The organism is Pseudidiomarina salinarum (assembly GCF_000753715.1).
In the GTDB taxonomy this organism is placed as follows: Bacteria; Pseudomonadota; Gammaproteobacteria; order Enterobacterales; family Alteromonadaceae; genus Pseudidiomarina; species Pseudidiomarina salinarum.
Map to the genome: position 1 here is coordinate 60,070 of NZ_JPER01000006.1, position 26,739 is coordinate 86,808.

Here is a 26,739-nt window from a genome sequence, read left to right on the forward strand (position 1 = left end):
ACCAATTAAAACGCCGCGCTTTATAGCGCGGCGATTTTTTCCCGCTGCTGTTGCAGTTGGGTCAGAGTTTCTTCCGCTTCCGCCTGCTTGGCACGTTCCTTCTCAATCACTTCCGCCGGGGCTTTGCTGACAAAGTTCTCATTGCTCAGCTTGCGACTAACCATCTCCACATCTTTTCTGGCTTTTTCAATTGCCTTATCCAGCCGCGCCAGTTCCGCCGCCGTATCAATAAGACCCGCCATAGGGATGTGAATTTCCATGCGGCCAACCAGGGCAGTGGCGCTTGCTGGAGCTTCTTCCGACGAACTGATGAAGTCCACCGATTCGAGTTTAGCCAGTGAACTCAGAAAGCTCAGATTATTTTCCAGCCGTGCTTTGGCATTGCTGTCGGCATTGCTGATCAGTACCGGCAGGGGCTTCGCCGGGGACAGATTCATTTCGCCGCGGACATTACGAATCGCAACAATAACCTGCTTCAGCCACTCCATATCGTCACGGGCATTGGCAAAGCGCTGGTCCTTCACCTGCGGGTATGCTTGCAGCATCACAGTATCACCACTGACACCGGCTACCGGAGCGACCCGTTGCCAGATCGCTTCGGTGATAAAGGGCAGTAACGGATGCAACAACCGCAGTAACTGCTCAAGCACGGTAATTAGCGTATGTCGGGTGCCGCGCAACTGAGCTTCACTGCCGTTAAACAAGATCGGCTTGGTCAATTCGAGGTACCAGTCACAGAACTGGTTCCAGGTGAACTCATAAGCGATACCAGCGGCCTGATCAAAACGATAGTTATCGAGCGCGGCACGGAACTGCGCCGTGGTGTCATTCATCTGTTCGATAATCCACCGGTCTGCCAGTGACAGCTCCATCTCACCACCCTGGGTGCCGCAGTCCTGATCCTCGGTGTTCATCAGCACGTAACGGCTGGCATTCCATAGCTTGTTACAGAAGTTCCGGTACCCTTCCAGGCGTTTCATATCCCAGTTGATATCACGGCCGGTCGAGGCCAGTGCCGCCAGGGTAAAGCGCAGCGCATCGGTGCCGTGGGCATTGATCCCCTCAGGGAACTGCTGGGCGGTGCGTTTGGCTATTTTCGCCTCCAGTTGCGGCTGCATCATATTCGCAGTGCGTTTGGCAATCAGCGATTCCAGATCGATACCATCAATCATGTCCAGCGGATCCAGCACGTTACCTTTGGATTTGGACATTTTCTGTCCTTCATCATCGCGGATCAGGCCAGTAACATAAACGGTCTTAAAGGGAACCTGTGGCTTGCCGTCTTTGTCTTTCAGGAAGTGCATGGTCATCATGATCATCCGGGCGACCCAGAAGAAAATGATATCGAAACCCGTGACCAGCACATCGGTCGGGTGGAAGGTTTTTAAGTCGTCCGTCTGCTCTGGCCAGCCAAGCGTTGAGAAGGTCCACAGGGCTGAGGAGAACCAGGTATCCAGCACGTCGTCATCCTGACGTAGTTCCCGGTCGCCCAGGTCATTTTCAGCGCGCACTTCAGCTTCACTATGGCCGACATAGACATTACCATCGTTGTCGTACCAGGCCGGGATTCGGTGGCCCCACCATAGCTGTCGGGAAATGCACCAGTCCTGAATATCACGCATCCATGAGAAGTACATGTTCTCGTATTGCTTAGGAACAAATTCAATGTCACCGTTTTCCACAGCTTTGGTTGCTACTTCGGCCAGCGGTGCCACGCGCACATACCATTGATCGGTCAGGTGCGGTTCGATGGGAACGCCGCCGCGGTCGCCATAAGGAATCTTGTTGGTATGGGCTTCTGCTTTTTCCAGCAGGCCAAGACCTTCAAAGTCTTTAATGATCTGCTTACGGGCAGCGAATCGTTCCAGGTCGCGATAGGCTGTCGGCAGTGACCCGTCAAAGCCGTCAATGTCGGAAAGGACCTCGCCTGTAGGCGTATAGAGGCCGGCTACAGCGCGCACATGGGCGACGTCATCAAAAATCGCAATCATCGGCAGGTTATGACGTTTACCAATTTCATAGTCATTGAAATCATGCGCAGGCGTAATTTTTACACAACCACTCCCAAATTCACGATCAACGTAACTGTCCGCGATAACAGGAATACGGCGGTCCACCAGCGGCAAGTCCACGAACTTACCGATTAACGAGCTATAGCGCTCGTCATCGGGATGCACAGCAACACAGATATCGCCGAGCATGGTTTCAGGACGGGTGGTTGCTACTACCAGATAATCCTTGCCGTCGGCCGTGCGGGCGCCATCAGCAAGCGGATATCGCAGATGCCAGATCTGGCCCTGCTGTTCTTTGTTTTCTACTTCCAGATCGGAAATCGCAGTCTGTAATTTGGGATCCCAGTTCACCAGGCGCTTACCGCGATAAATCAGCTGCTCTTTGTGCAGACGAACAAAGACTTCTTTAACGGCCTGTGACAGGCCTTCATCCATAGTGAAGCGCTCGCGATCCCAGTCAACGGAGTCGCCTAAGCGGCGCATCTGCTGGGTGATCGTGCCGCCGGATTCAGCTTTCCAGTCCCATACCTTATCGATGAAAGCCTCACGCCCGAGTTCCTGGCGGGTGGTGCCCTGAGCCGCCAGCTTGCGCTCCACGACCATTTGGGTCGCGATGCCAGCATGGTCGGATCCTACCTGCCATAGGGCATTGTAACCATCCATACGCTTATAACGGGTCAGGGTGTCCATAATGGTATGCTGAAACGCATGGCCCATATGCAGGCTGCCGGTCACATTGGGCGGCGGGATCATGATGCAGTAAGACTCGCCCTGACCGGAGGGCTTAAAGTAGCCGTTCTGCTCCCATTGCTGGTACAGGGCTTCTTCGATTGCGTTTGGCGAATACGTTTTGTCCATAGAAACCTTCACTTCGTTCTACTTTTCTGAATTGGATGTCAGCTCGGCGGCATTGATAGTTTGAAGTTCAATGCGTTGACTGCGATAGGATTTGTAACGTTCCCGGGCCTGCTGGCGCTCTGTTTCAGCGGACGGAACCCGGTCGATAATAAGTCGCACACCCTGCAACGGCGGTAGCTCGTCCATCAGATTCACCACCACTGCAGTGCGCCGTGCCGGCGCATCATTGCCAGCCCAGCAAATTTCAACCGGAGCGCCCTGGGGCGGACCTTCACCATAGATATTATGTGGCACGAAGGCATCTACCGGTTGCTGCCAGAGCGCCTCGTCCAGTTGCTCAGCCTGCAGCTGATCCCGGCACCAGACCCGCACACTGCGCTGTTCACGCCAGCGCTGAGCAATCTGGTCACAGAATAAGCTGAGCTGCTGATCATCATCGAGCCCGTCCAGCACATAAAAGATGCCTTGCGCCATATTAATCCTGTGTACTGTTTTGCGTTCTGTTGATCAGAAACTGCGTGAGCAGCGGAACCGGTCGTCCGGTCGCGCCTTTTTTGGCGCCACTGCGCCAGGCGGTGCCGGCAACATCCAGATGCGCCCAGTTATATTTCTTGGTGAAGCGCGACAAGAAACAGGCCGCTGTAATAGTGCCAGCTTCACGCCCACCCAGATTGGTCATGTCGGCAAAGGGGCTGTCTAAAGCGTCCTGATACTCATCCCATAATGGCAGGCGCCAGGCGCGATCGCCGCTTTGCTCTGAGGCGTTAATCAGTTCATGAGCAAGTGGGTTGTGCGTACTCATCAGGCCGCTGGCATGATTTCCCAGTGCGATAATACAGGCGCCGGTCAGGGTAGCTATATCCACCACGGTGTCCGGCTCAAACCGCTCGACATAGGTGAGGGTATCACAAAGTACCAGGCGACCTTCGGCATCTGTGTTCATGACTTCAACTGTCTGTCCGCTCATGGTCTTGAGAATATCGCCGGGGCGGTAGGCTTTGCCGTCGACCATATTCTCGCAGCCGGCGATAGCGCCAATGACATTAATCGGTAAATTGAGTTCAGCGATGGCTTGCATGGTACCAAGCACTGCCGCAGCGCCACCCATGTCGTACTTCATTTCGTCCATGTTCGCCGAGGGCTTAATGGAAATGCCACCGGAATCAAAGGTCAGGCCTTTGCCGACTAATACCACCGGCGCCTGATCATCAGCGCCACCACGGTAGTTCAGTAGCGTAAGCACCGACTCGTTATCCGAACCCCGGCCCACCGCCAGGTAGGCATTCATGCCTTTTTCTGCCATTTCCTGCTCGGTTATCGCAGTGAATGTCATATTATCGTGCTGTGCCGCCAGTGCTTCAGCCTGCTCGGCAAGGTAGCGGGGGGTGCAGATATTGGGCGGCATATTGGCCACATCGCGGCAGCTGGTAACGCCTTTAGAAATCGCCATACCATGCTGAATAGCTTTTTCGCCCAGCGGCAGTTCACGCCGCGTCGGCACGTTGAAAACCAGTTTACGCAGCGGACGGCGCGGTTCTTCTTTGCGGGTTTTTAATTGATTGAAACAATACAGGCCGGCTTGCGCTGCTTCCACAGCCTGCCGGACCTTCCAATAGGTGTCGCGGCCTTTCACGTGCAGCTCGCTGAGAAAGCATACAGCTTCCATTGAACCGGTTTCGTTCAATGTATTAATGGTTTTTTCTATAATTTGTTTATACTGTCGTTCGTCAAGTTCACGTTCTTTACCGCAGCCGACAAGCAAAACCCGTTCGCTGAGGATATTTGGAACATGGTGCAACAACAGCATCTGGCCGGCTTTACCTTCCAGATCACCGCGGCGCAGAAGGTTGCTCAGGTAGCCTTCGCTTACTTTATCAAGTTGTTCGGCAACGCCGGACAAACGGCGGGGTTCAAACACGCCAACGACGATACAGGCCGAACGTTGTTTCTCCGGACTTCCACTTTTGACACTGAACTCCATACGTACTCCCGTTTTCGGCGGTTGACAGCTTGGGGCTGCCATAGAATAATTCTTGTGAAAACGACAAGTTTACTGAAAAATCGCCGTATTTCCAGCAAAAAGCAACGTTAAGAGTGGTTACCAGTGCGCATATTTCGCTATTTGATGCGAGAAACATTTAAATCACAAATCGCCGTACTGGTGGTTTTGATGACCATTTTTATCAGCCAAAAATTCATTCGGGTGCTGGCAGACGCTTCAGCGGGCGAAATACCCGGTGATTTAGTCATTAAACTCTTAGGGCTTAATCTGCCCGCGCTGGCTGCGCTAATCCTTCCTCTGAGCCTGTTCCTGGGCATCCTGCTGGCCCATGGCCGAATCTATGCGGATAACGAAATGACCGTACTGCACGCCTGTGGGGTGAGCGAATGGTACGTTGCCAGGGTTACCCTGGTGGTCGCGGTTATTCTGGCACTGGTAACGGCAGCATTAACACTATGGCTGGTACCCTGGTCACTGGAGCAGGAACGTCAGGTGGAAGAGCGTGCGCGCAGCGATACCGGGTTGAGTGTCATTATTCCCGGTCGCTTCCAGCAGGCCAGCAACCGTAAGGCGGTGATATTTGTACAAGGGCTGACCGAAACCGGCGAACTGGACGAAGTATTCGTGGCCCAGTCACTGTTGGACGAAGACAACCAGGTTGCCGGTGGCAGCGTGGTGATGGCCGACACCGGTAATGTTATCGCCAGTGAAACCGGCTCACAGACGCTGGTACTTAACAATGGTACCCGTTACGCATCTGATCGTAGTAATAACGAGTATCAGGTGATGGAATTTGCCAGTTACAGGTTACAGATCAAAGAGCAGGAAAGCTCTGAGTATATCCGCAAGCTGGAAGCCTACAGCACTGCCGAACTATGGTATGAGGATAATCCTGAAGCCCATGCTGAGTGGCAATGGCGGCTCGCCATTCCGCTGGCGATGCCATTACTGACACTTATTGCCGTGCCATTAAGCCGGGTCAATCCGCGGCAGGGCAAGTTTGCCAGGATGGCACCGGCGTTACTGATTTACCTGGGTTATTTTTTATTGCTGATGACCGCCCGCTCCGCCGTGGCTGATGGCCTGATACCGCCGGCCATAGGGCTTTGGTGGATTCACGGGCTGCTGATCTTGTTTGGGGTAATACTGATATTTAAGGGGCGGCCAACGGGGCTCAGATTGCTCGCCCGGCTGCGGAGGAATAGCTGATGTTTACTATTCTTGATCGCTATATTGCCCGCACCGTACTGAATACCTCGCTGCTCAGCCTGGCGGTGCTTAGTGGCCTGTCGAGCCTTATCCGTTTTGTCGAACAGCTGCGTTCGGTAGGCAAGGGCACCTATTCGGTAGCTGAAGCCGGCTTGTTTGTTCTTTACAGCTTGCCGCGCGATATCGAAGTGTTCTTTCCGATGGCGGCTCTGCTCGGTGGCCTGATTGGCATGGGGATGCTGGCCAGTAATTCTGAGCTGGTGGTTATGCTGGCGTCCGGGCGCTCGCGGCTTAATATTGTCGGCTCTGTGATGAAAGCCGCCGTTATTATGATGCTGGCCGTAATGGCAATGGGTGAATGGATAGCGCCGCAACTGGAAGCGAAAGGCCGCGAGCTGCGGGCAACAGCGATTTCCGGCGGCAGCCTGATCTCCGCTCAGCAGGGTGTCTGGGCCAAAGATGGCAATCACTTTGTAAATATTGGCGAAGTTGAGGATACCGGACGCTTAGGAAATATAACGATTTACCGCTTTGATGCGGAGCGTATTCTGGATTCAGTCGTGCAAGGGCAGACGGCGGTGTATCGTAACGACCGCTGGTTGCTGAGCCAGGTGACTATTACCACGCACAGGCCGGAGCAAATTGATCGCCGACAGCTCCCGCAATGGGTCTGGACCTCCTCGCTGACTCCGGACAAGCTTGGGGTGGTGACGGTAAAACCAGAGTCACTGTCCATCCGCGGGTTGGTTGATTATCTTGACTACCTTGACGCTAACCAGCAGGCGGCTGAACGTTACGAGCTGGCCCTGTGGCGTAAGGTGCTGGCGCCGGTTACTGTGGCCGTGATGCTGCTGGTTGCACTGTCGTTTATCTTCGGGCCGTTACGTTCTACCACCATGGGCGCTCGTATTTTGCTGGGAGTAATTACCGGCTTTAGCTTTCACGTCAGTAATGAAATTTTTGGCCCGCTGGCGCAGGTCTATCAAATGCCACCGGTACTGGGGGCATTATTACCAAGCCTGCTGTTCGCCAGCGCAGCGATCTGGATGATGCGAAGGCGGGGAGCCTGATTGCTCAGGCTGCTGCTAACTAGAGTTCTTTCCAGTAATACAGCTGATTGGCTTCTTTGGAGAGGGTAACCAGTTCAGTGCCGGCGGCATAATCATGCCAGGCCCGGCGGTTTTTAAAATCAACCAGCACCCATAGGTTACCCAAGCCGAACAGCGCAGTGACCATTCGGATCACCGCCTGCCGCGGCGTGATCCGGCTGCCGTCCCGTTGCTGTACTTTCAGCCGCCAGGCCCGCATACCTATAGTCTGCCCGCTACGCCACCAGAACCAGCCAAAAAATAACGCCACCACCAGTACCAGGTAGACCTGATAAAGGGGTTGACTCGTCAGCCAGCCAGCGTGGTCCATATCGCCCTGCAAGGTGATAATACCAGCGGCCGTGAGCAGGGCGGTGAAGCCAAGCGCCAGGGCAGACGCCAGCATGACGATGGCGGTAGCAACCAACAGATCATAAACCCAGGCGGCCAGACGTCGGGTGAAGCTGGCGCTGGGGAAACTGGCATGAAGTGTCTGCGATGGGTTCGCCATGGGGGTCTCTCAAAAAAACTGATGAAATTGCGCGGTATCATACCCAATTTAACGCCAGGATTCAGAACAAATAATTTTCTTGATTGGGCGTTGTGCATGCGTATAATGCGTCCCACAAAGTTTACCCGGTTATTCCTTATCTTTTTGCCGAAGTGGCGGAATCGGTAGACGCAGCGGATTCAAAATCCGCCGCTGGTAACAGCGTGGGGGTTCAAGTCCCCCCTTCGGCACCATCTTAGTCTCTGACAGACACAATAAGCATGACTAATCCACTCGTTATGGCATAAGTGAAGGCGCCATTGAAAGAATTTCCGCCCACTTGCGTTTGCCACATCTGAAACAGCGCCCCGCCGATAACGATGAAACCGCCAAACCAGACGACCATAGCCATGCCCGGGCCCATGAGGGCAAATGTCTTGGCCCCGTTAAACACGTCAGCACTGGCGTTGCGCACTTTCCATAAATCCCATGCGCCTTTCAGAGAGAAAGCGCCAACCAGGAATTCGCCGGCCAGGACGATCAAAAATGCCGCGGTGACCAAAGCCGGGCTCGTTACCGCGGGAAAAATTGCGGTGCTATAAACCTGATGGTCAGCCATGCTAAGTACATAGCCAATGGCTGCTATCGCCGCATCCCAGTTGGCAATGTTGCCAGCGACATACAACCATCCCTGAAGTCCCACAAAAGTGACCAGAATAATCTTAATATAACGTATGCCCATGACCTGCCCCTTGTTTTGGTTATTATTTGACCAGGTCAGTATATAGTGCATGAATCAAAAAGGCATTAACTCGAATTTCTGTTATTATTAGTGCTAATGAAAACAACACAATGGGGTGTTGTAAAGCCATTGAGGATTTATGACAGAACCGACTAAACCAGATACCAACGAACAACCTGAATACGAGGTTGAAATTCCATCACGTGAAGAGCTGCTCGAAGCGGTGACCGCTCGCCTGAAGCCCATAACGTTTGAGGAGCTGGTTGAGCGCTTTGATTTACAGGATGAACGTCAGCTGATCGGGCTGAAACGTCGTCTGCGCGCTATGGAGCGGGATGGTCAACTGATTTATACCAAAGCCAACGCTTATGGCCTGCCTGATCGGATGAACCTGATTAAGGGCCGTATTATTGGCCACCGGGACGGCTTTGGTTTTTGTAAGCCAGAGGATGGCGGTGATGATTTGTTCATCCCTCATCATCAGATGTACAGTGTATTGCATGGTGACCGGGTGTTGGTGCAGGAACATGGCACGGACTCCAAGGGCCGCCGTGAAGGCCGTATCGTCCGCGTTATCGAGCCGAACGACAGCGACATCGTTGGCCGTTATTTTGTTGACCATGATATTGGCATGGTGGTTCCTGATGATAGCCGGCTGAGTCAGGATATTCTTATTCCTGAAGCCGATAAAGGCGGAGCCCGCCATGGTCAGATCGTCATGGTCCGCATTACCCGCCGACCGAACCGCCGCACCAGCCCCATAGGTGAAGTCATTGAAGTACTGGGTGACCACATGGCGCCGGGTATGGAAATTGACATTGCGATTCGTGAGCATGACATTCCTACCGAATGGTCAAAAGCGACCGACCAGGAAATGACCCGCTACAGCGAAGTGGTGCCTGAAGAAGCCTACGAAGGGCGCAAGGATCTGCGGGATCTGCCTCTTATTACCATAGACGGCGAAGATTCACGGGATTTTGATGACGCTGTTCACGCCGAACCGGATGGCGATGGCTGGCGGCTCTGGGTTGCGATCGCTGATGTAAGTTATTACGTACGGCCGAATACGGCGCTGGATAAAGATGCGCTCGAGCGGGGCAACTCAGTTTATTTCCCGAATTATGTTGTGCCCATGCTGCCAGAGAAACTGTCGAACGGCTTATGTTCGCTTAACCCTGATGTCGATCGTTTGTGCATGGTCGCTGAGATGCACATCTCAGCCAAAGGCAAACTGGGTAAAGCTAAGTTTTATCCGGCGGTAATGAAATCCCACGCGCGCTTAACTTACACCAAGGTAGCGGCGATTCTGGATGGCGATGCTAAGTTGCGGGAAGATTATTCCCGGGTGCTTACCACTATCGAAAATCTGCATGCCTTGTTCCGGGTGCTGAAAAAAGCCCGCAAGCAACGGGCGGCAATTGAATTTGAAACTCTGGAAACCCGCTTTATTTTCAATGCGCAGCGTAAAATCGAGCGGATTGAGCCGGTACGTCGGAATGTTGCCCATACCATCATTGAAGAATGCATGATTATGGCGAACGTGGCGACCGCCCGCTTTATTGAAGAACATGAAGAAGTTGGCGCATTATTCCGGATCCACGAACCGCCTTCAGACGAACGGCGTAAAGCTTTCCGCACCTTTCTGGCGGAGCTGGGTATCACCATGAAAGGTGGCGAAGAGCCGAGCCCGCAGGATTACGCGGATGTGCTCGAACAGGTAGTGGATCGACCTGATGCCGAATTAATTCAGACCATGTTGCTGCGTTCTATGCAGCAGGCGGTTTATAGCCCGGACAACGCGGGACATTTCGGTCTGGCACTGGACGAGTACGCGCACTTTACGTCACCAATTCGCCGTTATCCGGACTTAATTCTGCATCGCGCGATTAAAGCGCTGGTGAAAAAGCAGGATGGTGATGCCGCAGCTTTAGCTGGCGCCTGGACTTATCCGAGCGATCAGCTGGATCAACTGGGTGAGCATTGTTCGACTACCGAACGGCGTGCGGATGACGCCACCCGTCAGGTGGCCGACTGGCTGAAGTGTGAATACATGCAGGATCACGTAGGTAGCGAGTTCACCGGCGTGATTGCTTCAGTTACCAGTTTTGGTCTTTTTGTCCGCATCGACGATATGCAGATTGACGGCCTGGTGCACATCAGCAATCTCGATAATGACTACTACAAATATGACAACGAACGCCATTTACTGATCGGCGAGAACAGCCGCCGGGTCTATCGTCTGGGCGATAAAGTAAAAGTGAAGGTGCGTTCGGTCAATCTTGATGAGCGGAAAATCGATCTGACTTTACTCGCTGCGGAAAGTCCTTCCGGCAAAGAGCGCCTGGCGGAGCCTGATAGTTCTGACAAAGGCGACAAGAAAGACGGCAAGAAGAAAAGCGGCGACAGTAGAGGGAAACGCGGCGCGCCCAGAAAAGGCGGGAAGCGCGGTAAGAGTGGCAAGCCAGCAGCGAAGAAAAAGAGCACATGAGTAAGAAAATCAGTATTTTTGGTCTACATTCAGTTCGGGCTTTACTGGATCAGCATCCGGAGCGCTTAGTTGAAGTCTATGCCACCCGTGAGCGGCAGGACACCGCGGTGCAGGAACTGATACAACAAGCGCAGCGGCTGGGTGTACGGCCACAGTTTGTGCCCAAGGCCACGCTTGATAAACGCGCTGAAGGCGGCAATCACCAAGGCATTGTGGTGACCGCGCTGGAAGCTCCGCAACTCACCGAAAATGATCTGCCTGGCTTAGTTGAACAAGCCGGTGACCGGACTTTATTCCTGATCCTTGACGGTATTACCGATCCGCACAATCTGGGCGCCTGCTTGCGCACAGCTGACGCAGCCGGAGTAACGGCAGTGATTGTTCCTAAGGATAAATCAGCATCGGTGAATCCCACCGTCAGAAAAGTTGCCAGTGGCGCGGCGGAAACCGTACCACTGGTACAGGTCACCAATCTGGCCCGCGCGCTGCGTGATTTGCAGGACCTGCACGTATGGATTATCGGCACCGCCGGTGAAGCCACAAAAAGTGTCTACCAGGTTGATTATCAGGGGCCGACCGCCATTGTTATGGGCGCCGAGGGCGACGGTATGCGCCGCCTGACCCGTGAGACCTGCGATGAATTAATCAAAATCCCTCTGTTAGGGACCGTCAGTAGCCTGAATGTATCTGTGGCAACCGGTGTCTGTCTTTATGAAGTCGTCCGCCAGCGCCTGGCGCAGCAGCAGGGTGCTCAGGTGCTTAAGCAATGATTATACCAAGGCTTGGCGGGCTGCGCTGGCGGCCGGTAATTCTGGTCGCGGTAATTATGCTGATGCTGGCACTGGCCTGGTTGCCGACTGGATCCTTGCTGCCGGAGCAACGTTCTAATAAGCCTCAGCTGTATGTCACCTACGCACTTGAAGACGCCGACTCAGAGCTACTGAACAATCTGCAGTTCGATCTTCAGCAGCGCCTTGAGCAACGCCATGAATGGCGAATTATTGACTCCACCGAGCCTTATATATGGCGGCTTGACGTGACCCTGAGCCAGCCCGGCCAATTGGTTATTCACGGCGAGCTGACTGCACCGCTGATGGAAACTATCGCTGATACCGATACCCGCAGCGAACAGCGCTTTAAAGTGCAGGGCCCAGCGGAGGCTTCCGGAGCCCTACCGGCGCAATTCGTTAAAGTTCTTATCGATCTGGTCGAGTCGGGCGAGGCTGCATCAGCACAAAAGCAGTGATTTGGCTTGTGATTCAGGCCAAGTTCGGTTACACTCCCGCCGCTTAAATCAGTCTGAAGTTTTTAAACTAAAAACCAAAAGCGTTCCTTGCTGCTGAGGGTGTGACTGAGCCGGACAGTAGCTATGAACCATAAGGAGCAGAAATGCGTCATTATGAAATCGTATTCATGGTCCATCCGGACCAGAGCGAGCAAGTCCCGGGTATGATCGAGCGTTACAGCGAAACGATCAAACAGGGCGAAGGTACTATTCATCGTCTGGAAGACTGGGGCCGTCGTCAACTGGCTTACCCAATCAACAAGTTGCACAAAGCACACTACGTACTGATGAACATCGAAGCGTCTGCTGAAGTTGTCGAAGAGCTGGAAACTGCTTTCCGTTACAACGATGCCGTTCTGCGCAACATGATTATGCGTACGAAGGAAGCTGTCTCTGAACCCTCGGTATTTACCAAGAAAGAAGAGCGCAAAGGCGACAGCCGTCACGAAGAGCAGGACGACAGCGACGCGGCGTAAGCTGGCGACGTAACGTCCATCCATTGTGGAAACGCTGCAGAATCAATTTATCATCAGCGGTCAGCTTACGAAGCCGCCGCAATTGACTCGCAGTCCGGCTGGCATCAGCCACCTGAGATTTGTTCTGGAACATGTTTCGGAGCAGCTCGAAGCCGGATTACCCCGCCGCAGTTATGTTCGCATACAGGTGGTATTAAGTGGTAACGAAGCGCCGCAGTGGGCAACTGAATTAGCCGTTGGAAGTGCAGTACAGGTAACCGGATTTTTGAACCGTCAGGAAGATAAAAACGGTTTAGCTAAACTGGTACTACATGCCCAGCAACTTGTGAAGATTTGAGGAGACCATCATGGCTCGTTTTTTCCGTCGCCGTAAATTCTGCCGTTTTAAAGCAGAAGGCGTTAAAGAAATTGATTATAAAGATATCGCTTGCCTGAAAAACTACATTACTGAGAGTGGCAAGATCGTTCCTAGCCGTATTACCGGTACTTCTGCGAAGTATCAGCGGCAATTGGCGCGGGCTATTAAGCGTGCCCGTTATTTGTCACTGCTGCCTTATACTGATTCACATCAGTAAGCCAGCGTTGCGAACGATTTTAAGAAATCAGAGGTAGCGAACAATGGAAATTATTCTATTAGACAAAGTCGCCAACTTAGGCGGCCTGGGTGACCAGGTTGCAGTGAAGTCTGGCTACGCACGTAACTTTTTGTTCCCGCAAGGTAAAGCAGTTCCTGCAACCGAAGCGAACAAGCAAAAGTTTGAAGAGCGTCGTGCTGAACTTGAAGCGAAAATTGCCGGTGATCTGGCAGCCGCTCAGGACCGCGCAGCGAAAGTTGAAGCCTTAAGTGCTATCGTAATCAGCTCAAAAGCTGGTGACGAAGGTAAACTCTTCGGTTCTATTGGTACTCGTGATATCGCTGAAGCAGTTTCTGCTGCCGGCGTTGAAGTCAATAAGAGCGAAGTTATCATGCCTCACGGCACTTTACGTGAAGTTGGTGAATACGAAATCGAACTGCATCTGCATGCCGACGTATTCGCGAAAATTACTGTGAAAGTTGTGCCGTCGGAAGACTAAGCATTAAGTTCACTGTATTTGTGATAGAAAAGCTGCCTTCGGGCAGCTTTTTTTTTGAATAAAATTTACCATCGATGTAAACCATCGGGCACTGAGCTTACTCTTATACTGCAACAACATGATTTAAGCTGTATCTGACTAATAACAAGGACACCCAGTGACAGCAGCGATTTTAACATCCGCCGCGTTTGACGATCCGGACCAGGCATTGGTCCGGCAAGCCGCCGCCGGCGACGTAAAGGCCTTTCAGCGGCTGTTCGAGATCCACCACCGGCGGGTCTACGGACTGGTGCTGCGGCTGGCGGGCGATGTCGAAACGGCGCAGGACCTGACGCAGGATGTATTTATTCAGCTCTGGAATAACCTGCGCAGCTTTCGCGGGGAGAGCAAGTTCAGTACCTGGCTGCATACGGTAGCAACGCGGGTTGCCATTACCGAGTTACGTAAGCACCGGCGCTGGTTTAAGCGCTTAAGCTTTAGTGATGACGATAGCTATCAACAGGAGCTGGTGCATCAGGATAGTGCTGATCTGACCGAGCTGGATGTGCTGATTAGCCGGTTGCCGCCGCAGACGCGCTGGGTGTTTGTTCTACACTGCCTTGAAGGAATGCGGCACGAAGATATTGCGAAAGAGCTGGGAATTGCAGTAGGTACCAGTAAGGCCCAGGTACACCGGGCCAGAAGTTTACTTGAGGGGTGGTTAAGCCATGACAGCCAATAAAACCGACGCAGCAAAGAAATTAGATGAATTGATCGCTGATGCTATGAAGCAGGATGGGGAAAGAACGCCCCCAACGGATCTATGGCGGGGCATTGAACATAGCCTGACGCGTCAGCAGCAAGGTTCGGGCCGCTGGTTAAACTGGGTCTGGGCCAGTGCTGCAAGCATGGTGGTGGCCGTAGGGGTGATGACGGCCATCCAGATGGAACCGCAGCAACAGCAAGGGATCTACCAGTTGGTTAATACCTTAACGACCCAGCATCAGCAGCAGCGTGACATGATGCTGACAAGTTACGAGCAGGCTGGCTTATCGCGTGACCTTGAGCAGCTTGAACCCGAATTAGTGGAGCTGCGTGAAGCGGCCCGGCAGATAACTGCGCAGTTGAAGCAGGATCCAAATAATCAAGCGTTGTGGGATCTGTTGCAGTGGGTGCATCAGCAGGAATTAAACCTAATCCGAACCAGTTACGAAACGACACCAAAATGGCAGCAAGCCTGAAGGAGTAAGACATGAATATACAGACGATTAAATTATTGGGGATTTCCCTGACGTTACTCCCTACCTTAGTGCTGGCGCAAGGGCGCGAGATCGATGAGCAAATGACTATCAGCGCCGACACCCGGGTGGTAATCGATAATATGCGCGGCAAAGTGGAAGTTTCCGGCTGGGACGAGAATCAGGCGACCGTAACGGGTACCCTGGATAAGCACGCCGAAGATTTTATCTTTGCGCTGAGTGGCGACACCCTGACGATTAAAGTAAAAATGCCAAAACGGGGCAGTTATAACGATAACGATGGCTCTGATCTGACCATTCGTTTGCCCCATGGTGTATCCCTTGATGTTAAGGGCGTTTCCAGTGACTTCACTGTTAGCCGTATTGACGGCGGTACCAAGGTACGCACCGTAAGCGGTGACCTGGATGTCCGTAACGTCACTGGTGGCGTTATACTCAATTCGGTAAGCGGTGATATATTTAGTCGCGAACTCGGTGGCTCGGTGGAGCTGAAGACCGTCAGTGGCGATATTGACGATGCCGATGCCAGCAGCGATGAACTAAGCTATCAGGCGGTGAGTGGTGATATCAAAGGCTTCTCAAAAGCGGCCAAAGTGCATGCTGAAACCGTATCCGGTGATCTTAACCTGAATGTCGGGACGGTCGATAATCTTAAGGTCAATACGGTCAGTGGCGATCTGCAGACACGGCTGGAACTGCTGCCGCGCGCTCAGGTCAGAGCCAGCTCAGTTAGCGGCGAGATGAACTTCACTTTTACAGGTACGCTTAATGCTGAGATTGATGCCGAAGCAAACGCCGGCGGCAGCATTCATAACCGGCTGACCGATGACCAGCCGCAGCGGCCGCGCTTCGGACCGGGCGAGAGTATCAGCTTTCAGCTGGGCGATGGTAGCGCCTCGGTGCGCCTGACCACAGTCAGTGGCGATATTCACCTACGAAATTAATCACGCTAAATCAGAAGTTTAAGCGGAACACCCTGTGTTCCGCTTCCCTCCCGCGACATCCTTTTGTATAGTCACTGCAGCCAACAGATTATTTACCCCAACTTTGAGATTTAAATGCCTGCAAATCGCCCGGAAAAGCAAGTGCGCCGAGACGCTAAACTTGACGCAATAAAGACACCACCGCATTCGATTGAAGCTGAACAGTCAGTGCTCGGCGGTCTGATGCTTGATAATCAGGCGTGGGATACTATCGCCGGCGAATTAATTGGCGATGATTTTTACCATCGCGGGCACCGCCTGATATTTCAGGCCATGCACCACCTGTCTGAGCGCAATCTGCCAATTGATTTGGTGACGGTATCGGAGACGCTGGAAACTACCGGTGAACTGCAGGACGTTGGTGGCTTCGCGTATCTGGGCGAGATCGCTAAAAACACACCCAGTGCAGCCAATATCAGAGCTTATGCGCAAATCGTACGTGAACGTGCGGTAGTGCGTGAAATGATTGCCGTGGCCAACGAAATTGCTGAGTCGGGTTTCGATACCCAGAACCGTACCAGTTCCGAGTTGCTTGATCTGGCGGAGAGTAAAGTATTTAAGATAGCCGAAAAGCGGACCAATGAGAACGAAGGGCCGCAGGCGATCGCGCCGATTCTGCAACGTACGGTGGATCGTATTGACCTGTTGAGCCGGAGCAAGAATCCAAATGGTATCACCGGTATTTCGAGCGGCTTTTACGATTTGGATCGCATGACTTCAGGCTTGCAGCCAGCTGATTTGATTATTGTTGCGGCTCGTCCGTCGATGGGTAAAACCACTTTTGCGATGAACCTCTGTGAAAACGTCGCGTTAAAGAATGACAAACCGGTACTGGTGTTTAGTCTTGAGATGCCGTCCGAGCAAATCATGATGCGGATGCTGGCCTCGCTGAGTCATGTTGATCAGACCCGCATCCGTAATGGCCAGCTCAAAGATGAAGACTGGACGCGCATTGCCTCAACCATCAATATTTTAAAAGAACGAAACAACATCTTTATCGATGATTCATCGGGTCTGACACCTACTGAGGTCCGCTCCAGGGCGCGCCGGGTGTTTCGTGAGTCTGGCGGTTTATCGATGATCATGGTGGATTATCTGCAGTTAATGACAGTGCCGGGCAATAATGAGAACCGTACTCTGGAAATTGCTGAAATATCGCGCTCACTGAAATCGCTCGCGAAAGAGCTGAGTATTCCGGTTGTGGCATTGTCGCAGTTGAACCGCTCGCTTGAGCAACGCTCGAACCGCCGCCCGATCAACTCCGATTTGCGGGAGTCGGGTTCAATCGAGCAGGATGCGGACGTAATCATGTTTATTTACCGGGATGAAGTTTATAACCCGGAAACAGATGAGCAGGGTGTTGCTGAGGTGATTATTGGTAAGCAGCGGAACGGACCGATTGGCACGGTGAAACTGAAGTTCCAGGGTAATCTCTCGCGCTTTGACAATCTTGCGCTCAGTGAGCCTGACGGCTACTGAGTCAGCGAGTGCTTAGCACTCGCTTCAGATATCGCACTGCTGGCACAGACCGTGGGCTTCTATGGTCTGGCTGGCAACCTTAAAACCCTGTTCTTCAGCCTGCTTGCGCAGCGCATCATAGACCCCGTCAGACTGTATTTCCTGCACCGAGCCACAGACTTCGCAAATCAACATTTGCACCGGATGTTGATGGTCAAAGTGGCTGCACAGCACGTAGCTGTTCGATGAACTGATCTTATGCACAAAGCCTTGTTCCTGCAAAAAGTCCAGCGCCCGGTAAATCGTCGGCGGTTTGGCATTAGGCACAGCTGACTTGAGCTTATCCAGTAAATCATAAGCGCCGATGGCACCGGTTTCGGCGGCCAGAATTTCGAACACTTCACGACGCGCAGGAGTCAGCCTTGCACCGCGGTGTTCACAGAGTTTTTCGGCCTTGGCGACCAGCCTTTGGGTTTCTTTTTGGTTCATGCCGCTAGTTTACCACGGCCTTTAAAAATGAGATAGGCTGCTATAATAGGCGATAGGTTAAGCAGTTAGGGATGCACTATGAATCTTTGTGAGGTCGGTGTCGACCAGTTACAGGACGCCATGAACCAGGGAGAGCTTAGCGCCGCAGAAATCACCCATTATTACCTGCAGCAGATCGCCAGCCACAACTACGGTGACGCCAATCTGCACGCCTTCATCACGGTGCAGGATGCGGAGCTGCTAATGGAGCAGGCGCACCAGCTCGATCGTGAACGGCAGCAGGGTAAGGCGCGGGGGCCTCTGCACGGCATTCCCGTGGCCATCAAAGATAATATTGATACCGGTGACGGGATGCCGACGACCACCGGCTCATTGTTGTTGCGTGAGCACCGGGCCCCGGATGACGCCTTTGTGGTGAAGCAGCTACGCGATGCCGGTGCGATTATTCTGGGTAAAACCAATCTCAGTGAATGGGCCAACTTCCGGTCAACTGCCTCCAGCTCTGGCTGGAGCAGTCTCGGCGGGCAGACCAAAAATCCCTATGACCCAACGCGCTCAACCTGTGGTTCAAGTTCCGGCTCGGCGGTGGCGGTAAGCGCGAATCTGGTGACGCTTGCGATCGGCACCGAAACCGACGGCTCGCTGACCATGCCAGCCTCGACTACAGGTATTGTCGCGATTAAGCCAACGCGTGGGCTAATCAGCCGCGATGGCATTATTCCTATTGCGCGCAGCCAGGACACTGCCGGTCCGATGGCCCGCAGTGTTCGTGACGCTGTTTATATGTTGCAGGTAATGGCAGGCAACGATCAACGCGATGACGACAGTTACAGTGATGACCGCGATTTCACCGACTACCTTAGCGAACAAGGACTGCAAGGGAAGCGTATTGGCGTGGTACGTGAGCTGACCGGTTATCATGCCGGGGTCGATGCGCTGTTTGATCAGCAGTTACCGCTACTGGAACAAGCTGGCGCGACACTCGTTGATGCCTTACGCTTTCCGTCCGGGCTAAGCTGGGCCCGGGATGAGTTTGATTTGTTGCTTCATGAATTCAGGCAGGACATCGCCGATTATTTAGCGCAAACCTCTGACACCGGATTTAACTCGCTGAAAGATCTGATCCTAGCGAACAGCAAATACAAAGATGCCATTTTACCCTGGTTCGGCCAGGAAATGTTTATCCTGGCCGAGGGGCTCAGCGAGGAAAGCCAGCAAGACTATGAAGCCGCGGTAAAGCGTGCCAAGCAGGCTGCCGGGCACGATACCATTGACGCTTTACTGAAAAAACATGAGCTGGATTTGCTGATCGCACCCACCTCAGGCCCGGCCTGGAAGATTGATCTGATCAACGGCGATAATCTGCTTGGCAGCGCCAGTAGCGCGCCGGCGGTGGCAGGTTACCCACACATTACCGTGCCTATGGGCTTTGTGCATGAAATGCCGGTTGGTCTCAGCTTTATTGGTACCGCGCGTTCAGAAGCCACGCTTATTGCCGCTGCCTACGCTTATGAGCAGTGTAGCAGCGCCCGGCGCGCGCCGGACTTAACTTGCAAAACCGAGCCTGATGAGTAGACTATGGCGTCCTTTTTAACCGGTGAATAACGATCTCATGAACAGAGCAAAGCTGTCGTCGCCTTATCTGGCTGTAGCCCCTATGCTGGACTGGACTGATCGCCATTGCCGGTATTTTCATCGGTTATTCACTAAAAAAACCGTGCTTTACACTGAAATGGTAACAACTGGCGCACTTATTCACGGTAAGCAGGATTTTATCCAGTATCACCCCGCAGAGCAGCCGCTGGTTTTACAATTGGGCGGCAGTGACCCGGCCGCTATGGCTGAGTGCACGGCCAGAGCCGCGGAACGCGGCTATCAGGAAGTAAATATAAATGTTGGCTGTCCGTCTGATCGGGTTCAGAGCGGCAGCTTTGGTGCTTGTCTGATGGCAACGCCAGAAACAGTCGCTGAGTGTGTGGCGGCAATGCAGGCGGCGGCGCCGATACGGGTTTCGGTCAAAACCCGGCTTGGTATTGACGAGCATGACAGTGATGCCTTTCTGCAGACGTTTATCGACACCGTAGCCGCAGCCGGCTGTGAGCACTTCACCCTGCATGCGCGCACCGCCTGGCTCAAAGGGCTGAGTCCGAAACAGAACCGTGAAGTACCGCCGCTGAACTATGAGCGGGTGTACCGGATGAAGGATCGCTATCCGGATTTACACCTTACGGTTAACGGTGGTATCACTCAAATCACTGACATCGCGCAGCACCTGCAACATGTTGATGGTGTGATGGTGGGGCGGGAAGCCTATCAGAATCCGGCTTTCCTGAGTCAGTTTGATCGGTTTTTCGGGGATGAGTCCGCGCCGGTAACTGACGAAGAAGCCGTACGCCTGATGATCCCTTATATTAACCAGCATGTAGCTGAGGGCGGCCGCTGCTGGCATGTGGTGCGCCATATGCTGGGGTTATTCCAGGGCGCTCCCGGCGCCAAGCGCTGGCGTCAGGTTCTCAGCCAGCAAGGCCCGTCAGCGACCGACGCCGGCGAATTGCTGGAACAGGCATTAGCGGAAATCGATATTGCCCGTAGCAAATATGCCGAAAATGTAGCCAATTTCGCCACTCCCGCTTCATAAAGTCATGTGACGCTCGCCCTATCGCTTAATGGTAGCGTTATAAAACGCGGGCACCCGGATTAATGTGATTAAAAATCAATCGCTTAGTATTTTGTTTTGAAAGCTGGCACAACCTTCGCATAACTCCTGTCGACTTAACTGGTAATCCACCATGTAACTGAAACAGGAGCTCTACCATGAATACCCAAATTGCCTCTATCTTTGTTGCCGCCGCGCTTGCTCTGAGCAGTACCGCTGCCCAGGCTGACATTGACGATAACAGCAGCACCAGAAGCTATCTGAATGATGCCTTTTCACAACAGGCCAGCTCAGTGACAACTGAATTAGCGAATGCTACCCGCTATGCGTTGCAACAGACACTGGCTGAACTCAAGCTGGCTTTCAGCCCGGCGGACGAAGCGGTTGAACTGACTGCGCTGAATACAGCGGTAACGACTAAGAACGAGGACTAAGCTGATGCTGCTTAACCCATTCATGTACACGCTAATCATGATAGCGCCCGTACTTGGGACACTGGTTGCAGGTACGGTCGTTATCGCTTCAGCTGCGATAAGCAGCAGCAAATCCGGATGACCCGCTGAAGCAGTTGTGGTAGGCTGCACTTCGTCTGAAACTCGTTGAGAGTTGTCAATTAAAAGAGGAAGTTGCATCGTGAAAAAGCAGGTATTGCTGGGTTTGGTTGGCGCCTTAAGCCTGACCACTGTTGCTGTTGCAGATGAACAAAAACCGCCTTATCAGGCGAGCGAACGAGCGCATGAACTGGCGCAGAAACATCTTATCATTGATACCCATATTGACGTTCCTTATCGTCTGAAAAAAGACTGGGAAGACGTCACCGTAGCCACCGAGCGTGGTGATTTCGATTACCCCCGCGCTAAAGCTGGCGGCCTCAATGTCCCGTTCATGTCGATTTATATCCCGGCTAATCTGGAGCAGACTCCGGGTGCGAGTTATCAGCTTGCCCATGAACTGATTGACAGTATGGAAGCTCTGGCCTGGCGTGCCCCCGATAAGTTCGCTATCGCGTATAGCGTCGATGACGTGATGACCCAGTATGAAAAAGGTTTGATTTCAATTGCAATGGGCATGGAAAACGGCTCGCCAATTGAAGGTGACCTGGATAACCTGACCACATTTTATAACCGTGGCATCCGCTACATTACCCTGGCGCATTCTGAATCCAACCACATCGCGGATTCGTCTTATGACATTCGTAAGCAGTGGAATGGTTTAAGCCCGTTTGGTAAAGAACTGGTCACCGCGATGAATAACATCGGCGTGATGGTCGATATCTCTCATGTTTCTGATGAGGCCTTCTGGCAGGCGCTGGAAGTCACTAACGTGCCGGTGATCGCATCGCATTCATCGTTACGTCAGTATACGCCTGGGTTTGAGCGTAATATGAGCGACGAAATGATTAAAGGCCTGGCTGAAAACGGTGGCGTCATCATGATTAACTTCGGTTCATCCTTCGTGACCCAGCAAGCGAACCGTTACAATGCCATGATTGCCAAGCAGGCCGAGAAGATTCGCGAAGAACTGGGTGCTGATTCAGAAGAAGCGAAAGCCCGCATCGCCACGTTACGGGCGAGCAACCCATACCCTTACGCTACCCTTGAGCAGGTGCTTAATCATATTGACCACGTCGTGAAGCTGGTTGGTATCGACTATGTAGGCATAGGTTCTGACTACGATGGCGTTGGCGATTCGCTGCCAGTTGGCCTGAAAGATGTTTCAACCTATCCGAACCTGATTCAGGGACTGCTGGATCGTGGCTATAACGAAGCTGAGATCGAAAAGATTCTGTATCAGAATCTGATACGCGTGTGGCGTGCTGCGGAAAACTACGCAGCCAACCACTAACCCGCGCTTTATCCTACCGAAACCGTTGACAAGTGGCCGCGAAAGCGTATAATTCGCGGCCACAATTGTTGAACTTCACTGTTTTTTAAACACAGTTCTGACAGTTGGTAGTTGGTTGCCACAGCAGTCCCGATAGGGGATTGAATGGATTTTCGTTGAAAATACCTCGCCCGGTATGTGCCAGGGTGTAGGTTTTTTTCTGTGCTCTTTTTTAAATGCTCTTTATTTTGAGGCTTTGATTTTTTATGGCTAATCAAAGAATTCGGATTCGATTGAAAGCGTTCGATCACCGTCTGATTGACCAGTCAACTGCAGAGATCGTAGAAACTGCAAAACGCACTGGTGCTCAGGTACGTGGTCCAATCCCACTGCCTACGCGCAAAGAACGTTTCACTGTGCTGATTTCTCCGCACGCAAACAAAGACGCGCGTGACCAGTACGAAATCCGTACCCACAAACGTTTGATCGACATCATGGACCCAACTGACAAGACTGTAGACGCGCTAATGCGTCTGGATCTGGCAGCTGGTGTTGATGTACAGATCAGCCTGGGTTAAGCGGGCAGTAATAGGATTACACACGAGAGGTTTTAACAATGGCTATTGGTCTAGTCGGTCGTAAAGTAGGAATGACGCGTGTCTTCCAGGAAGACGGCGCTTCTGTACCTGTTACTGTGATTGAAGTGAATGCAAACCGTGTGACTCAGATTAAAACTGAGGAAACAGACGGGTATCGCGCGCTTCAAGTAACAGCAGGCGAGAAAAAAGCTAACCGCGTTACTAAACCACTTGCTGGTCACTTTGCGAAAGCTGGTGTAGAAGCAGGTCGGGGACTCTGGGAATTTCGCCTGGAGAACGGTGAAGGTGAAGATTATTCAGTTGGTTCTGAAATCACTGTAGAACTCTTCTCAGACACCAAAAAAGTAGACGTTACCGGCACTTCGAAAGGTAAAGGTTTTCAAGGTGCTATCAAGCGCTGGAATTTCCGTACTCAGGACGCTACCCATGGTAACTCGCTGTCGCATCGTGCGCCGGGTTCTATCGGGCAGAACCAGTCTCCGGGTCGGGTTTTCAAGGGCAAAAAGATGGCAGGTCAGATGGGTAACAAGCAAATTACCGTGCAAACTCTAGAAGTAGTACGTGTAGACGCAGAGCGTGGCTTGTTACTGATTCGTGGCGCTGTCCCTGGTGCTATTGGCGGCGATGTCATCATCAAGCCAGCAGTCAAGGCAAAGGCGTAACGTCTGAGGAGAATGGTGATGGAATTAACATTTAAAGACGCAACAGGCGCTCTTGAGGTTTCCGAAGCTACCTTTGGACGTGAGTTCAATGAAGCCTTGGTTCATCAGGTAGTAGTCGCTTATGCAGCAGGCGCCCGTCAGGGAAGCCGTGCACAAAAGACGCGTTCTGAAGTATCTGGCGGCGGCAAAAAGCCGTGGCGCCAAAAAGGTACTGGTCGTGCCCGTGCTGGTACGATTCGTAGCCCAATCTGGCGTAGTGGTGGTGTAACTTTCGCAGCGAAACCACAAAACCACGCACAGAAAGTAAACAAGAAAATGTATCGGGGTGCTTTGAAAAGCATTTTGTCAGAATTGGTTCGTCAGGACCGTCTGATCGTTGTTGAGAGCTTCGGTGTTGACTCACCTAAGACGAAAGAGCTGGCCAGCAAACTGAAGTCTATGGATCTGAACGACGTTCTGATCGTGACTAAAGATGTTGATGAGAACCTGTTCCTGTCATCGCGTAACCTGCACAAGGTTGACGTTCGTGACGTACAGGGTATCGACCCGGTTAGTCTGATTGCTTTTGACAAGGTTCTGATGACTGCTGAAGCAGTGAAGCAACTTGAGGAGGTATTGTCATGATGCGCGAAGAACGTTTGCTCCAAGTGATTCTTGCCCCTCACGTTTCTGAAAAGTCGACTATGACTGCAGAAAACATGAACACCGTGGTGTTCAAAGTTGCAACGAATGCCAAGAAATCTGAAATTAAAGCAGCCGTTGAAAAGCTGTTTGAAGTTGAAGTTGAAGGCGTTCGTACTGTGAACGTAAAAGGCAAAACCAAACGTACCGGCCAGCGCTTCGGTAAGCGCAGCGACTGGAAAAAAGCGTATGTCACCCTGAAAGAAGGTGCGGACATCGACTTCGTCGGCGGCGCTGAGTAACAGGAGGAATTCACATGGCATTAGTTAAGTGTAAGCCTACGTCTCCAGGTCGTCGCCACCTAGTTAAAGTGGTTAACGAAGACCTATACAAAGGCAAGCCTTATGCCCCGTTGCTGGATAAAAACAGCAAGAACGGTGGTCGTAACAATAACGGTCGCATTACAGTGCGCCATATCGGCGGTGGTCATAAGCATCACTACCGGATGGTTGACTTTAAACGTGACAAAGACAACATCCCGGCAAAAGTTGAGCGTCTGGAATATGATCCAAACCGTTCAGCTAACATCGCTCTGGTTCTGTACGCAGACGGCGAGCGTCGTTACATTCTTGCCCCTAAAGGCATGAAAGCCGGTGATAAGATCCAGTCAGGTTCAGAAGCACCAATTAAAGCAGGTAACTGCTTACCACTGCGTAATATCCCAGTGGGTGCAACTGTTCACGCGATTGAAATGAAACCTGGTAAAGGCGCTCAGCTGGCTCGTTCAGCCGGTGCTTATGCTCAGATTCTGGCACGCGATGGCGCGTACGTTACTTTACGTCTGCGTTCTGGTGAAGTGCGTCGGGTTCAATCCGAAGGCCGTGCAACCATCGGTGAAGTAGGCAACGCAGAACATATGCTGCGTCAACTGGGTAAAGCTGGTGCAGTGCGCTGGCGTGGTGTTCGTCCTACCGTCCGCGGTGTGGCCATGAACCCAGTTGATCACCCACACGGTGGTGGTGAAGGTCGTACTTCAGGTGGTCGTCATCCGGTTACTCCTTGGGGTACACCGACTAAGGGTTACAAGACCCGTAAGAACAAGCGTACTGATAAATTCATCGTACGTCGTCGCAACAAATAAGAGTTGAGGATTAAACATGCCACGTTCTCTTAAAAAAGGTCCATTTATCGACCTTCACCTATTGAATAAGGTGGAGAAAGCGTTGGAAGCCGGGGACAAAAAGCCAATTAAAACCTGGTCCCGTCGTTCAATGATTATCCCTGATATGATCGGCTTAACTATCGCTGTTCATAACGGTCGCCAACACGTGCCAGTTTTCGTTTCTGACGAAATGATTGGTCACAAGTTAGGCGAATTTGCACCAACCCGCACTTATCGTGGCCACGCCGCTGATAAGAAAGCGAAGAAACGGTAAGGGAGACAAAAGATGGAAGCTATTGCTATTCACAAGTTTGCCCGCCTGTCTCCGCAAAAAGGCCGGTTGGTTGCTGACCAGATTCGCGGTTTACCAGTAGCGAAAGCTCTGGATATTCTGAACTACAGCCCGAAAGACGCAGCTGGTCTGCTGAAAAAGGTGCTGGAATCAGCTATCGCGAATGCTGAACACAACGAAGGTGCCGACATTGACGAGCTTAAAATCGCTAAAATCATGATAGACGAAGGTCCAACCATGAAGCGTATTAAGCCTCGTGCTAAAGGTCGTGCTGATCGTATCTTGAAGCGTACCAGCCACATTACTGTGGTTGTATCAGATAGCTAGGAGATAAGTTATGGGTCAGAAAGTACATCCTAATGGTATTCGCCTAGGTATCACCAAACCATGGAATGCAACCTGGTTCGCGAATACAAAAGATTTTGCCGATAACCTGCACAGCGATCACCTGGTTCGCAAGATGCTGAAGAAGGAACTGAGCAATGCATCAGTTTCCCGAATCGTCATCGAGCGTCCAGCGAAAAGCATCCGGGTTACCATTCACACTGCACGCCCAGGCGTGGTGATTGGTAAGAAAGGTGAAGATGTTGAGAAACTGCGTCAGGCAATTTCAAAACTGACTGGCGTGCCAGCTCAGATCAACATCTCAGAAGTGCGTAAGCCAGAACTGGACGCACAACTGGTTGCTGAAAATATCGCGGGTCAGCTGGAGCGTCGTGTTATGTTCCGTCGCGCTATGAAGCGTGCGGTACAGAACGCCATGCGCCTTGGCGCCCAGGGTATCAAAGTAGAAGTCAGCGGTCGTTTAGGCGGCGCCGAAATCGCACGTACCGAATGGTATCGTGAAGGACGCGTTCCTCTGCACACTTTGCGTGCGGATATCGACTATGCAACAGCAGAAGCAGGCACTACGTACGGTATCATCGGTGTTAAGGTCTGGGTTTTCCGTGGTGAAGTTCTCGGTGGCATGCCTGTCGAAGAAAAACCAGCGGCTCCAGCAAAACGCCCTAAAGGCCGTAAGTAAGGAGAGA

At 52.3% G+C, this 26,739-nt stretch carries 31 protein-coding genes and 1 tRNA gene; 26 read left to right on the forward strand and 6 right to left on the reverse strand.

Annotated elements, in window-relative coordinates; genetic code table 11:
- Positions 1 to 20: 20 nt before the first annotated feature.
- Genes IDSA_RS10350 through pepA form a run of 3 tightly spaced genes read right to left on the reverse strand, consistent with a single transcriptional unit; the run spans position 21 to position 4,851 of the window.
- Positions 21 to 2,870 carry a valine--tRNA ligase gene (locus tag IDSA_RS10350; protein ID WP_034776632.1) on the reverse strand — a complete coding sequence of 950 codons (2,850 nt, stop codon included), beginning with the start codon at positions 2,868 to 2,870 and terminating at the stop codon, positions 21 to 23.
- A gap of 18 nt (positions 2,871 to 2,888) precedes the next feature.
- Positions 2,889 to 3,344: a DNA polymerase III subunit chi gene (locus IDSA_RS10355; RefSeq protein ID WP_034776634.1), complete on the reverse strand. Its 456-nt coding sequence runs from the start codon at positions 3,342 to 3,344 to the stop codon at positions 2,889 to 2,891.
- A 1-nt stretch (position 3,345) separates the two neighbouring features.
- Positions 3,346 to 4,851, reverse strand: coding sequence for a leucyl aminopeptidase (gene pepA, locus IDSA_RS10360; protein WP_034776637.1), 1,506 nt, complete (start codon positions 4,849 to 4,851; stop codon positions 3,346 to 3,348).
- A gap of 123 nt (positions 4,852 to 4,974) precedes the next feature.
- Between pepA and lptF the strand changes: the two genes are divergently transcribed.
- Together lptF and lptG are read left to right on the forward strand one after the other, a co-directional pair.
- Positions 4,975 to 6,081: an LPS export ABC transporter permease LptF gene (lptF, locus tag IDSA_RS10365; protein WP_198024066.1), complete on the forward strand. Its 1,107-nt coding sequence runs from the start codon at positions 4,975 to 4,977 to the stop codon at positions 6,079 to 6,081.
- Positions 6,081 to 7,151 (forward strand): LPS export ABC transporter permease LptG, encoded by a 1,071-nt coding sequence (lptG, locus tag IDSA_RS10370; protein WP_034776640.1) that lies wholly within the window; start codon positions 6,081 to 6,083, stop codon positions 7,149 to 7,151. Before lptF ends, lptG begins: the two co-directional genes overlap by 1 nt.
- 19 nt (positions 7,152 to 7,170) lie before the next feature.
- On the opposite strand, the gene IDSA_RS10375 is transcribed toward lptG, so the two are convergent.
- The gene (locus tag IDSA_RS10375; RefSeq protein ID WP_034776642.1) at positions 7,171 to 7,680 is read right to left on the reverse strand and encodes an RDD family protein; all 510 of its coding nucleotides are present in this window, start codon (positions 7,678 to 7,680) and stop codon (positions 7,171 to 7,173) included.
- A gap of 146 nt (positions 7,681 to 7,826) precedes the next feature.
- Between IDSA_RS10375 and IDSA_RS10380 the strand changes: the two genes are divergently transcribed.
- Positions 7,827 to 7,913, forward strand: a tRNA-Leu gene (locus IDSA_RS10380).
- A 2-nt stretch (positions 7,914 to 7,915) separates the two neighbouring features.
- On the opposite strand, the gene IDSA_RS10385 is transcribed toward IDSA_RS10380, so the two are convergent.
- Entirely contained in the window at positions 7,916 to 8,401 is a 486-nt protein-coding gene (locus IDSA_RS10385; RefSeq protein ID WP_034776644.1) for a DUF2165 domain-containing protein, read from the reverse strand.
- Positions 8,402 to 8,540: 139 nt separating this feature from the next.
- Between IDSA_RS10385 and rnr the strand changes: the two genes are divergently transcribed.
- The 11 genes from rnr to dnaB all read left to right on the forward strand — a co-directional run bounded on the left by rnr (position 8,541) and on the right by dnaB (position 17,424).
- Positions 8,541 to 10,889 carry a ribonuclease R gene (gene rnr / locus IDSA_RS10390; RefSeq protein WP_034776646.1) on the forward strand — a complete coding sequence of 783 codons (2,349 nt, stop codon included), beginning with the start codon at positions 8,541 to 8,543 and terminating at the stop codon, positions 10,887 to 10,889.
- Entirely contained in the window at positions 10,886 to 11,659 is a 774-nt protein-coding gene (rlmB, locus tag IDSA_RS10395; RefSeq protein ID WP_034776648.1) for a 23S rRNA (guanosine(2251)-2'-O)-methyltransferase RlmB, read from the forward strand. Before rnr ends, rlmB begins: the two co-directional genes overlap by 4 nt.
- Complete coding sequence (locus tag IDSA_RS10400; RefSeq protein WP_034776650.1) at positions 11,656 to 12,135, forward strand: hypothetical protein; 480 nt, start codon at positions 11,656 to 11,658, stop codon at positions 12,133 to 12,135. Before rlmB ends, IDSA_RS10400 begins: the two co-directional genes overlap by 4 nt.
- Positions 12,136 to 12,278: 143 nt before the next feature.
- Positions 12,279 to 12,650: a 30S ribosomal protein S6 gene (gene rpsF / locus IDSA_RS10405; protein WP_034776652.1), complete on the forward strand. Its 372-nt coding sequence runs from the start codon at positions 12,279 to 12,281 to the stop codon at positions 12,648 to 12,650.
- Positions 12,651 to 12,672: 22 nt separating this feature from the next.
- Positions 12,673 to 12,987 (forward strand): primosomal replication protein N, encoded by a 315-nt coding sequence (gene priB, locus IDSA_RS10410; protein ID WP_034776655.1) that lies wholly within the window; start codon positions 12,673 to 12,675, stop codon positions 12,985 to 12,987.
- Between the two features lie 10 nt (positions 12,988 to 12,997).
- Positions 12,998 to 13,225, forward strand: coding sequence for a 30S ribosomal protein S18 (gene rpsR / locus IDSA_RS10415; RefSeq protein WP_034776657.1), 228 nt, complete (start codon positions 12,998 to 13,000; stop codon positions 13,223 to 13,225).
- Between the two features lie 43 nt (positions 13,226 to 13,268).
- A complete protein-coding gene (gene rplI, locus IDSA_RS10420) occupies positions 13,269 to 13,724 on the forward strand; it encodes a 50S ribosomal protein L9 (protein WP_034776660.1) in 456 nt (151 codons plus the stop codon).
- Positions 13,725 to 13,881: 157 nt separating this feature from the next.
- Positions 13,882 to 14,445, forward strand: coding sequence for an RNA polymerase sigma factor (locus IDSA_RS10425; RefSeq protein ID WP_232221297.1), 564 nt, complete (start codon positions 13,882 to 13,884; stop codon positions 14,443 to 14,445).
- Entirely contained in the window at positions 14,432 to 14,944 is a 513-nt protein-coding gene (locus IDSA_RS10430; protein ID WP_034776663.1) for a hypothetical protein, read from the forward strand. The genes IDSA_RS10425 and IDSA_RS10430 overlap by 14 nt, the downstream gene beginning before the upstream one ends.
- Positions 14,945 to 14,955: 11 nt before the next feature.
- Complete coding sequence (locus tag IDSA_RS10435; RefSeq protein ID WP_034776665.1) at positions 14,956 to 15,906, forward strand: DUF4097 family beta strand repeat-containing protein; 951 nt, start codon at positions 14,956 to 14,958, stop codon at positions 15,904 to 15,906.
- 114 nt (positions 15,907 to 16,020) lie between these two features.
- Entirely contained in the window at positions 16,021 to 17,424 is a 1,404-nt protein-coding gene (dnaB, locus tag IDSA_RS10440; RefSeq protein ID WP_034776667.1) for a replicative DNA helicase, read from the forward strand.
- A gap of 24 nt (positions 17,425 to 17,448) precedes the next feature.
- Here the strand turns inward: dnaB and zur are convergent, their stop codons facing one another.
- Positions 17,449 to 17,892 (reverse strand): zinc uptake transcriptional repressor Zur, encoded by a 444-nt coding sequence (zur, locus tag IDSA_RS10445; RefSeq protein WP_034776670.1) that lies wholly within the window; start codon positions 17,890 to 17,892, stop codon positions 17,449 to 17,451.
- Positions 17,893 to 17,970: 78 nt separating this feature from the next.
- On the opposite strand from zur, the gene IDSA_RS10450 reads away from it, so the two are divergent.
- From IDSA_RS10450 to rpsC, 12 genes are all read left to right on the forward strand, one after another.
- A complete protein-coding gene (locus IDSA_RS10450) occupies positions 17,971 to 19,467 on the forward strand; it encodes an amidase (protein ID WP_051986234.1) in 1,497 nt (498 codons plus the stop codon).
- A 37-nt stretch (positions 19,468 to 19,504) separates the two neighbouring features.
- Complete coding sequence (gene dusA / locus IDSA_RS10455; RefSeq protein ID WP_034776672.1) at positions 19,505 to 20,530, forward strand: tRNA dihydrouridine(20/20a) synthase DusA; 1,026 nt, start codon at positions 19,505 to 19,507, stop codon at positions 20,528 to 20,530.
- 176 nt (positions 20,531 to 20,706) lie between these two features.
- Positions 20,707 to 20,982 carry a hypothetical protein gene (locus IDSA_RS10460; RefSeq protein ID WP_034776684.1) on the forward strand — a complete coding sequence of 92 codons (276 nt, stop codon included), beginning with the start codon at positions 20,707 to 20,709 and terminating at the stop codon, positions 20,980 to 20,982.
- Positions 20,983 to 21,205: 223 nt separating this feature from the next.
- Entirely contained in the window at positions 21,206 to 22,393 is a 1,188-nt protein-coding gene (locus tag IDSA_RS10465; protein WP_415752599.1) for a dipeptidase, read from the forward strand.
- A gap of 245 nt (positions 22,394 to 22,638) precedes the next feature.
- The gene (gene rpsJ / locus IDSA_RS10470) at positions 22,639 to 22,950 is read left to right on the forward strand and encodes a 30S ribosomal protein S10 (protein ID WP_034776694.1); all 312 of its coding nucleotides are present in this window, start codon (positions 22,639 to 22,641) and stop codon (positions 22,948 to 22,950) included.
- A 38-nt stretch (positions 22,951 to 22,988) separates the two neighbouring features.
- On the forward strand, positions 22,989 to 23,633 hold the full coding sequence (gene rplC / locus IDSA_RS10475; protein WP_034776696.1) for a 50S ribosomal protein L3: 645 nt from the start codon (positions 22,989 to 22,991) through the stop codon (positions 23,631 to 23,633).
- 18 nt (positions 23,634 to 23,651) lie between these two features.
- Positions 23,652 to 24,257, forward strand: coding sequence for a 50S ribosomal protein L4 (gene rplD, locus IDSA_RS10480; RefSeq protein ID WP_034776698.1), 606 nt, complete (start codon positions 23,652 to 23,654; stop codon positions 24,255 to 24,257).
- Entirely contained in the window at positions 24,254 to 24,556 is a 303-nt protein-coding gene (gene rplW, locus IDSA_RS10485) for a 50S ribosomal protein L23 (RefSeq protein ID WP_034776700.1), read from the forward strand. Before rplD ends, rplW begins: the two co-directional genes overlap by 4 nt.
- Positions 24,557 to 24,570: 14 nt before the next feature.
- A complete protein-coding gene (gene rplB, locus IDSA_RS10490; protein ID WP_034776702.1) occupies positions 24,571 to 25,395 on the forward strand; it encodes a 50S ribosomal protein L2 in 825 nt (274 codons plus the stop codon).
- A 16-nt stretch (positions 25,396 to 25,411) separates the two neighbouring features.
- Positions 25,412 to 25,690, forward strand: coding sequence for a 30S ribosomal protein S19 (gene rpsS / locus IDSA_RS10495; protein WP_026860408.1), 279 nt, complete (start codon positions 25,412 to 25,414; stop codon positions 25,688 to 25,690).
- Positions 25,691 to 25,702: 12 nt separating this feature from the next.
- Positions 25,703 to 26,035 (forward strand): 50S ribosomal protein L22, encoded by a 333-nt coding sequence (rplV, locus tag IDSA_RS10500; protein WP_034776705.1) that lies wholly within the window; start codon positions 25,703 to 25,705, stop codon positions 26,033 to 26,035.
- A gap of 10 nt (positions 26,036 to 26,045) precedes the next feature.
- Positions 26,046 to 26,732, forward strand: a complete 687-nt coding sequence (rpsC, locus tag IDSA_RS10505; RefSeq protein WP_034776707.1) for a 30S ribosomal protein S3 — start codon at positions 26,046 to 26,048, stop codon at positions 26,730 to 26,732.
- The last annotated feature ends 7 nt before the right edge of the window (positions 26,733 to 26,739 follow it).

Coding starts and splice junctions, on each gene's coding strand:
- IDSA_RS10450 (WP_051986234.1), top strand. CDS start 17,971: ATGAATCTTTGTGAGGTCGGTGTCGACCAGTTACAGGACGCCATGAAC.
- IDSA_RS10430 (WP_034776663.1), top strand. CDS start 14,432: ATGACAGCCAATAAAACCGACGCAGCAAAGAAATTAGATGAATTGATC.
- dusA (WP_034776672.1), top strand. CDS start 19,505: ATGAACAGAGCAAAGCTGTCGTCGCCTTATCTGGCTGTAGCCCCTATG.
- IDSA_RS10350 (WP_034776632.1), bottom strand. CDS start 2,870: ATGGACAAAACGTATTCGCCAAACGCAATCGAAGAAGCCCTGTACCAG.
- rplC (WP_034776696.1), top strand. CDS start 22,989: ATGGCTATTGGTCTAGTCGGTCGTAAAGTAGGAATGACGCGTGTCTTC.
- dnaB (WP_034776667.1), top strand. CDS start 16,021: ATGCCTGCAAATCGCCCGGAAAAGCAAGTGCGCCGAGACGCTAAACTT.
- rplI (WP_034776660.1), top strand. CDS start 13,269: ATGGAAATTATTCTATTAGACAAAGTCGCCAACTTAGGCGGCCTGGGT.
- IDSA_RS10375 (WP_034776642.1), bottom strand. CDS start 7,680: ATGGCGAACCCATCGCAGACACTTCATGCCAGTTTCCCCAGCGCCAGC.
- rplW (WP_034776700.1), top strand. CDS start 24,254: ATGATGCGCGAAGAACGTTTGCTCCAAGTGATTCTTGCCCCTCACGTT.
- IDSA_RS10355 (WP_034776634.1), bottom strand. CDS start 3,344: ATGGCGCAAGGCATCTTTTATGTGCTGGACGGGCTCGATGATGATCAG.
- rplB (WP_034776702.1), top strand. CDS start 24,571: ATGGCATTAGTTAAGTGTAAGCCTACGTCTCCAGGTCGTCGCCACCTA.
- rlmB (WP_034776648.1), top strand. CDS start 10,886: ATGAGTAAGAAAATCAGTATTTTTGGTCTACATTCAGTTCGGGCTTTA.
- IDSA_RS10460 (WP_034776684.1), top strand. CDS start 20,707: ATGAATACCCAAATTGCCTCTATCTTTGTTGCCGCCGCGCTTGCTCTG.
- rpsR (WP_034776657.1), top strand. CDS start 12,998: ATGGCTCGTTTTTTCCGTCGCCGTAAATTCTGCCGTTTTAAAGCAGAA.
- rpsC (WP_034776707.1), top strand. CDS start 26,046: ATGGGTCAGAAAGTACATCCTAATGGTATTCGCCTAGGTATCACCAAA.
- lptG (WP_034776640.1), top strand. CDS start 6,081: ATGTTTACTATTCTTGATCGCTATATTGCCCGCACCGTACTGAATACC.
- zur (WP_034776670.1), bottom strand. CDS start 17,892: ATGAACCAAAAAGAAACCCAAAGGCTGGTCGCCAAGGCCGAAAAACTC.
- rpsF (WP_034776652.1), top strand. CDS start 12,279: ATGCGTCATTATGAAATCGTATTCATGGTCCATCCGGACCAGAGCGAG.
- IDSA_RS10400 (WP_034776650.1), top strand. CDS start 11,656: ATGATTATACCAAGGCTTGGCGGGCTGCGCTGGCGGCCGGTAATTCTG.
- rnr (WP_034776646.1), top strand. CDS start 8,541: ATGACAGAACCGACTAAACCAGATACCAACGAACAACCTGAATACGAG.
- pepA (WP_034776637.1), bottom strand. CDS start 4,851: ATGGAGTTCAGTGTCAAAAGTGGAAGTCCGGAGAAACAACGTTCGGCC.
- IDSA_RS10385 (WP_034776644.1), bottom strand. CDS start 8,401: ATGGGCATACGTTATATTAAGATTATTCTGGTCACTTTTGTGGGACTT.
- rpsS (WP_026860408.1), top strand. CDS start 25,412: ATGCCACGTTCTCTTAAAAAAGGTCCATTTATCGACCTTCACCTATTG.
- IDSA_RS10435 (WP_034776665.1), top strand. CDS start 14,956: ATGAATATACAGACGATTAAATTATTGGGGATTTCCCTGACGTTACTC.
- rpsJ (WP_034776694.1), top strand. CDS start 22,639: ATGGCTAATCAAAGAATTCGGATTCGATTGAAAGCGTTCGATCACCGT.
- rplD (WP_034776698.1), top strand. CDS start 23,652: ATGGAATTAACATTTAAAGACGCAACAGGCGCTCTTGAGGTTTCCGAA.
- rplV (WP_034776705.1), top strand. CDS start 25,703: ATGGAAGCTATTGCTATTCACAAGTTTGCCCGCCTGTCTCCGCAAAAA.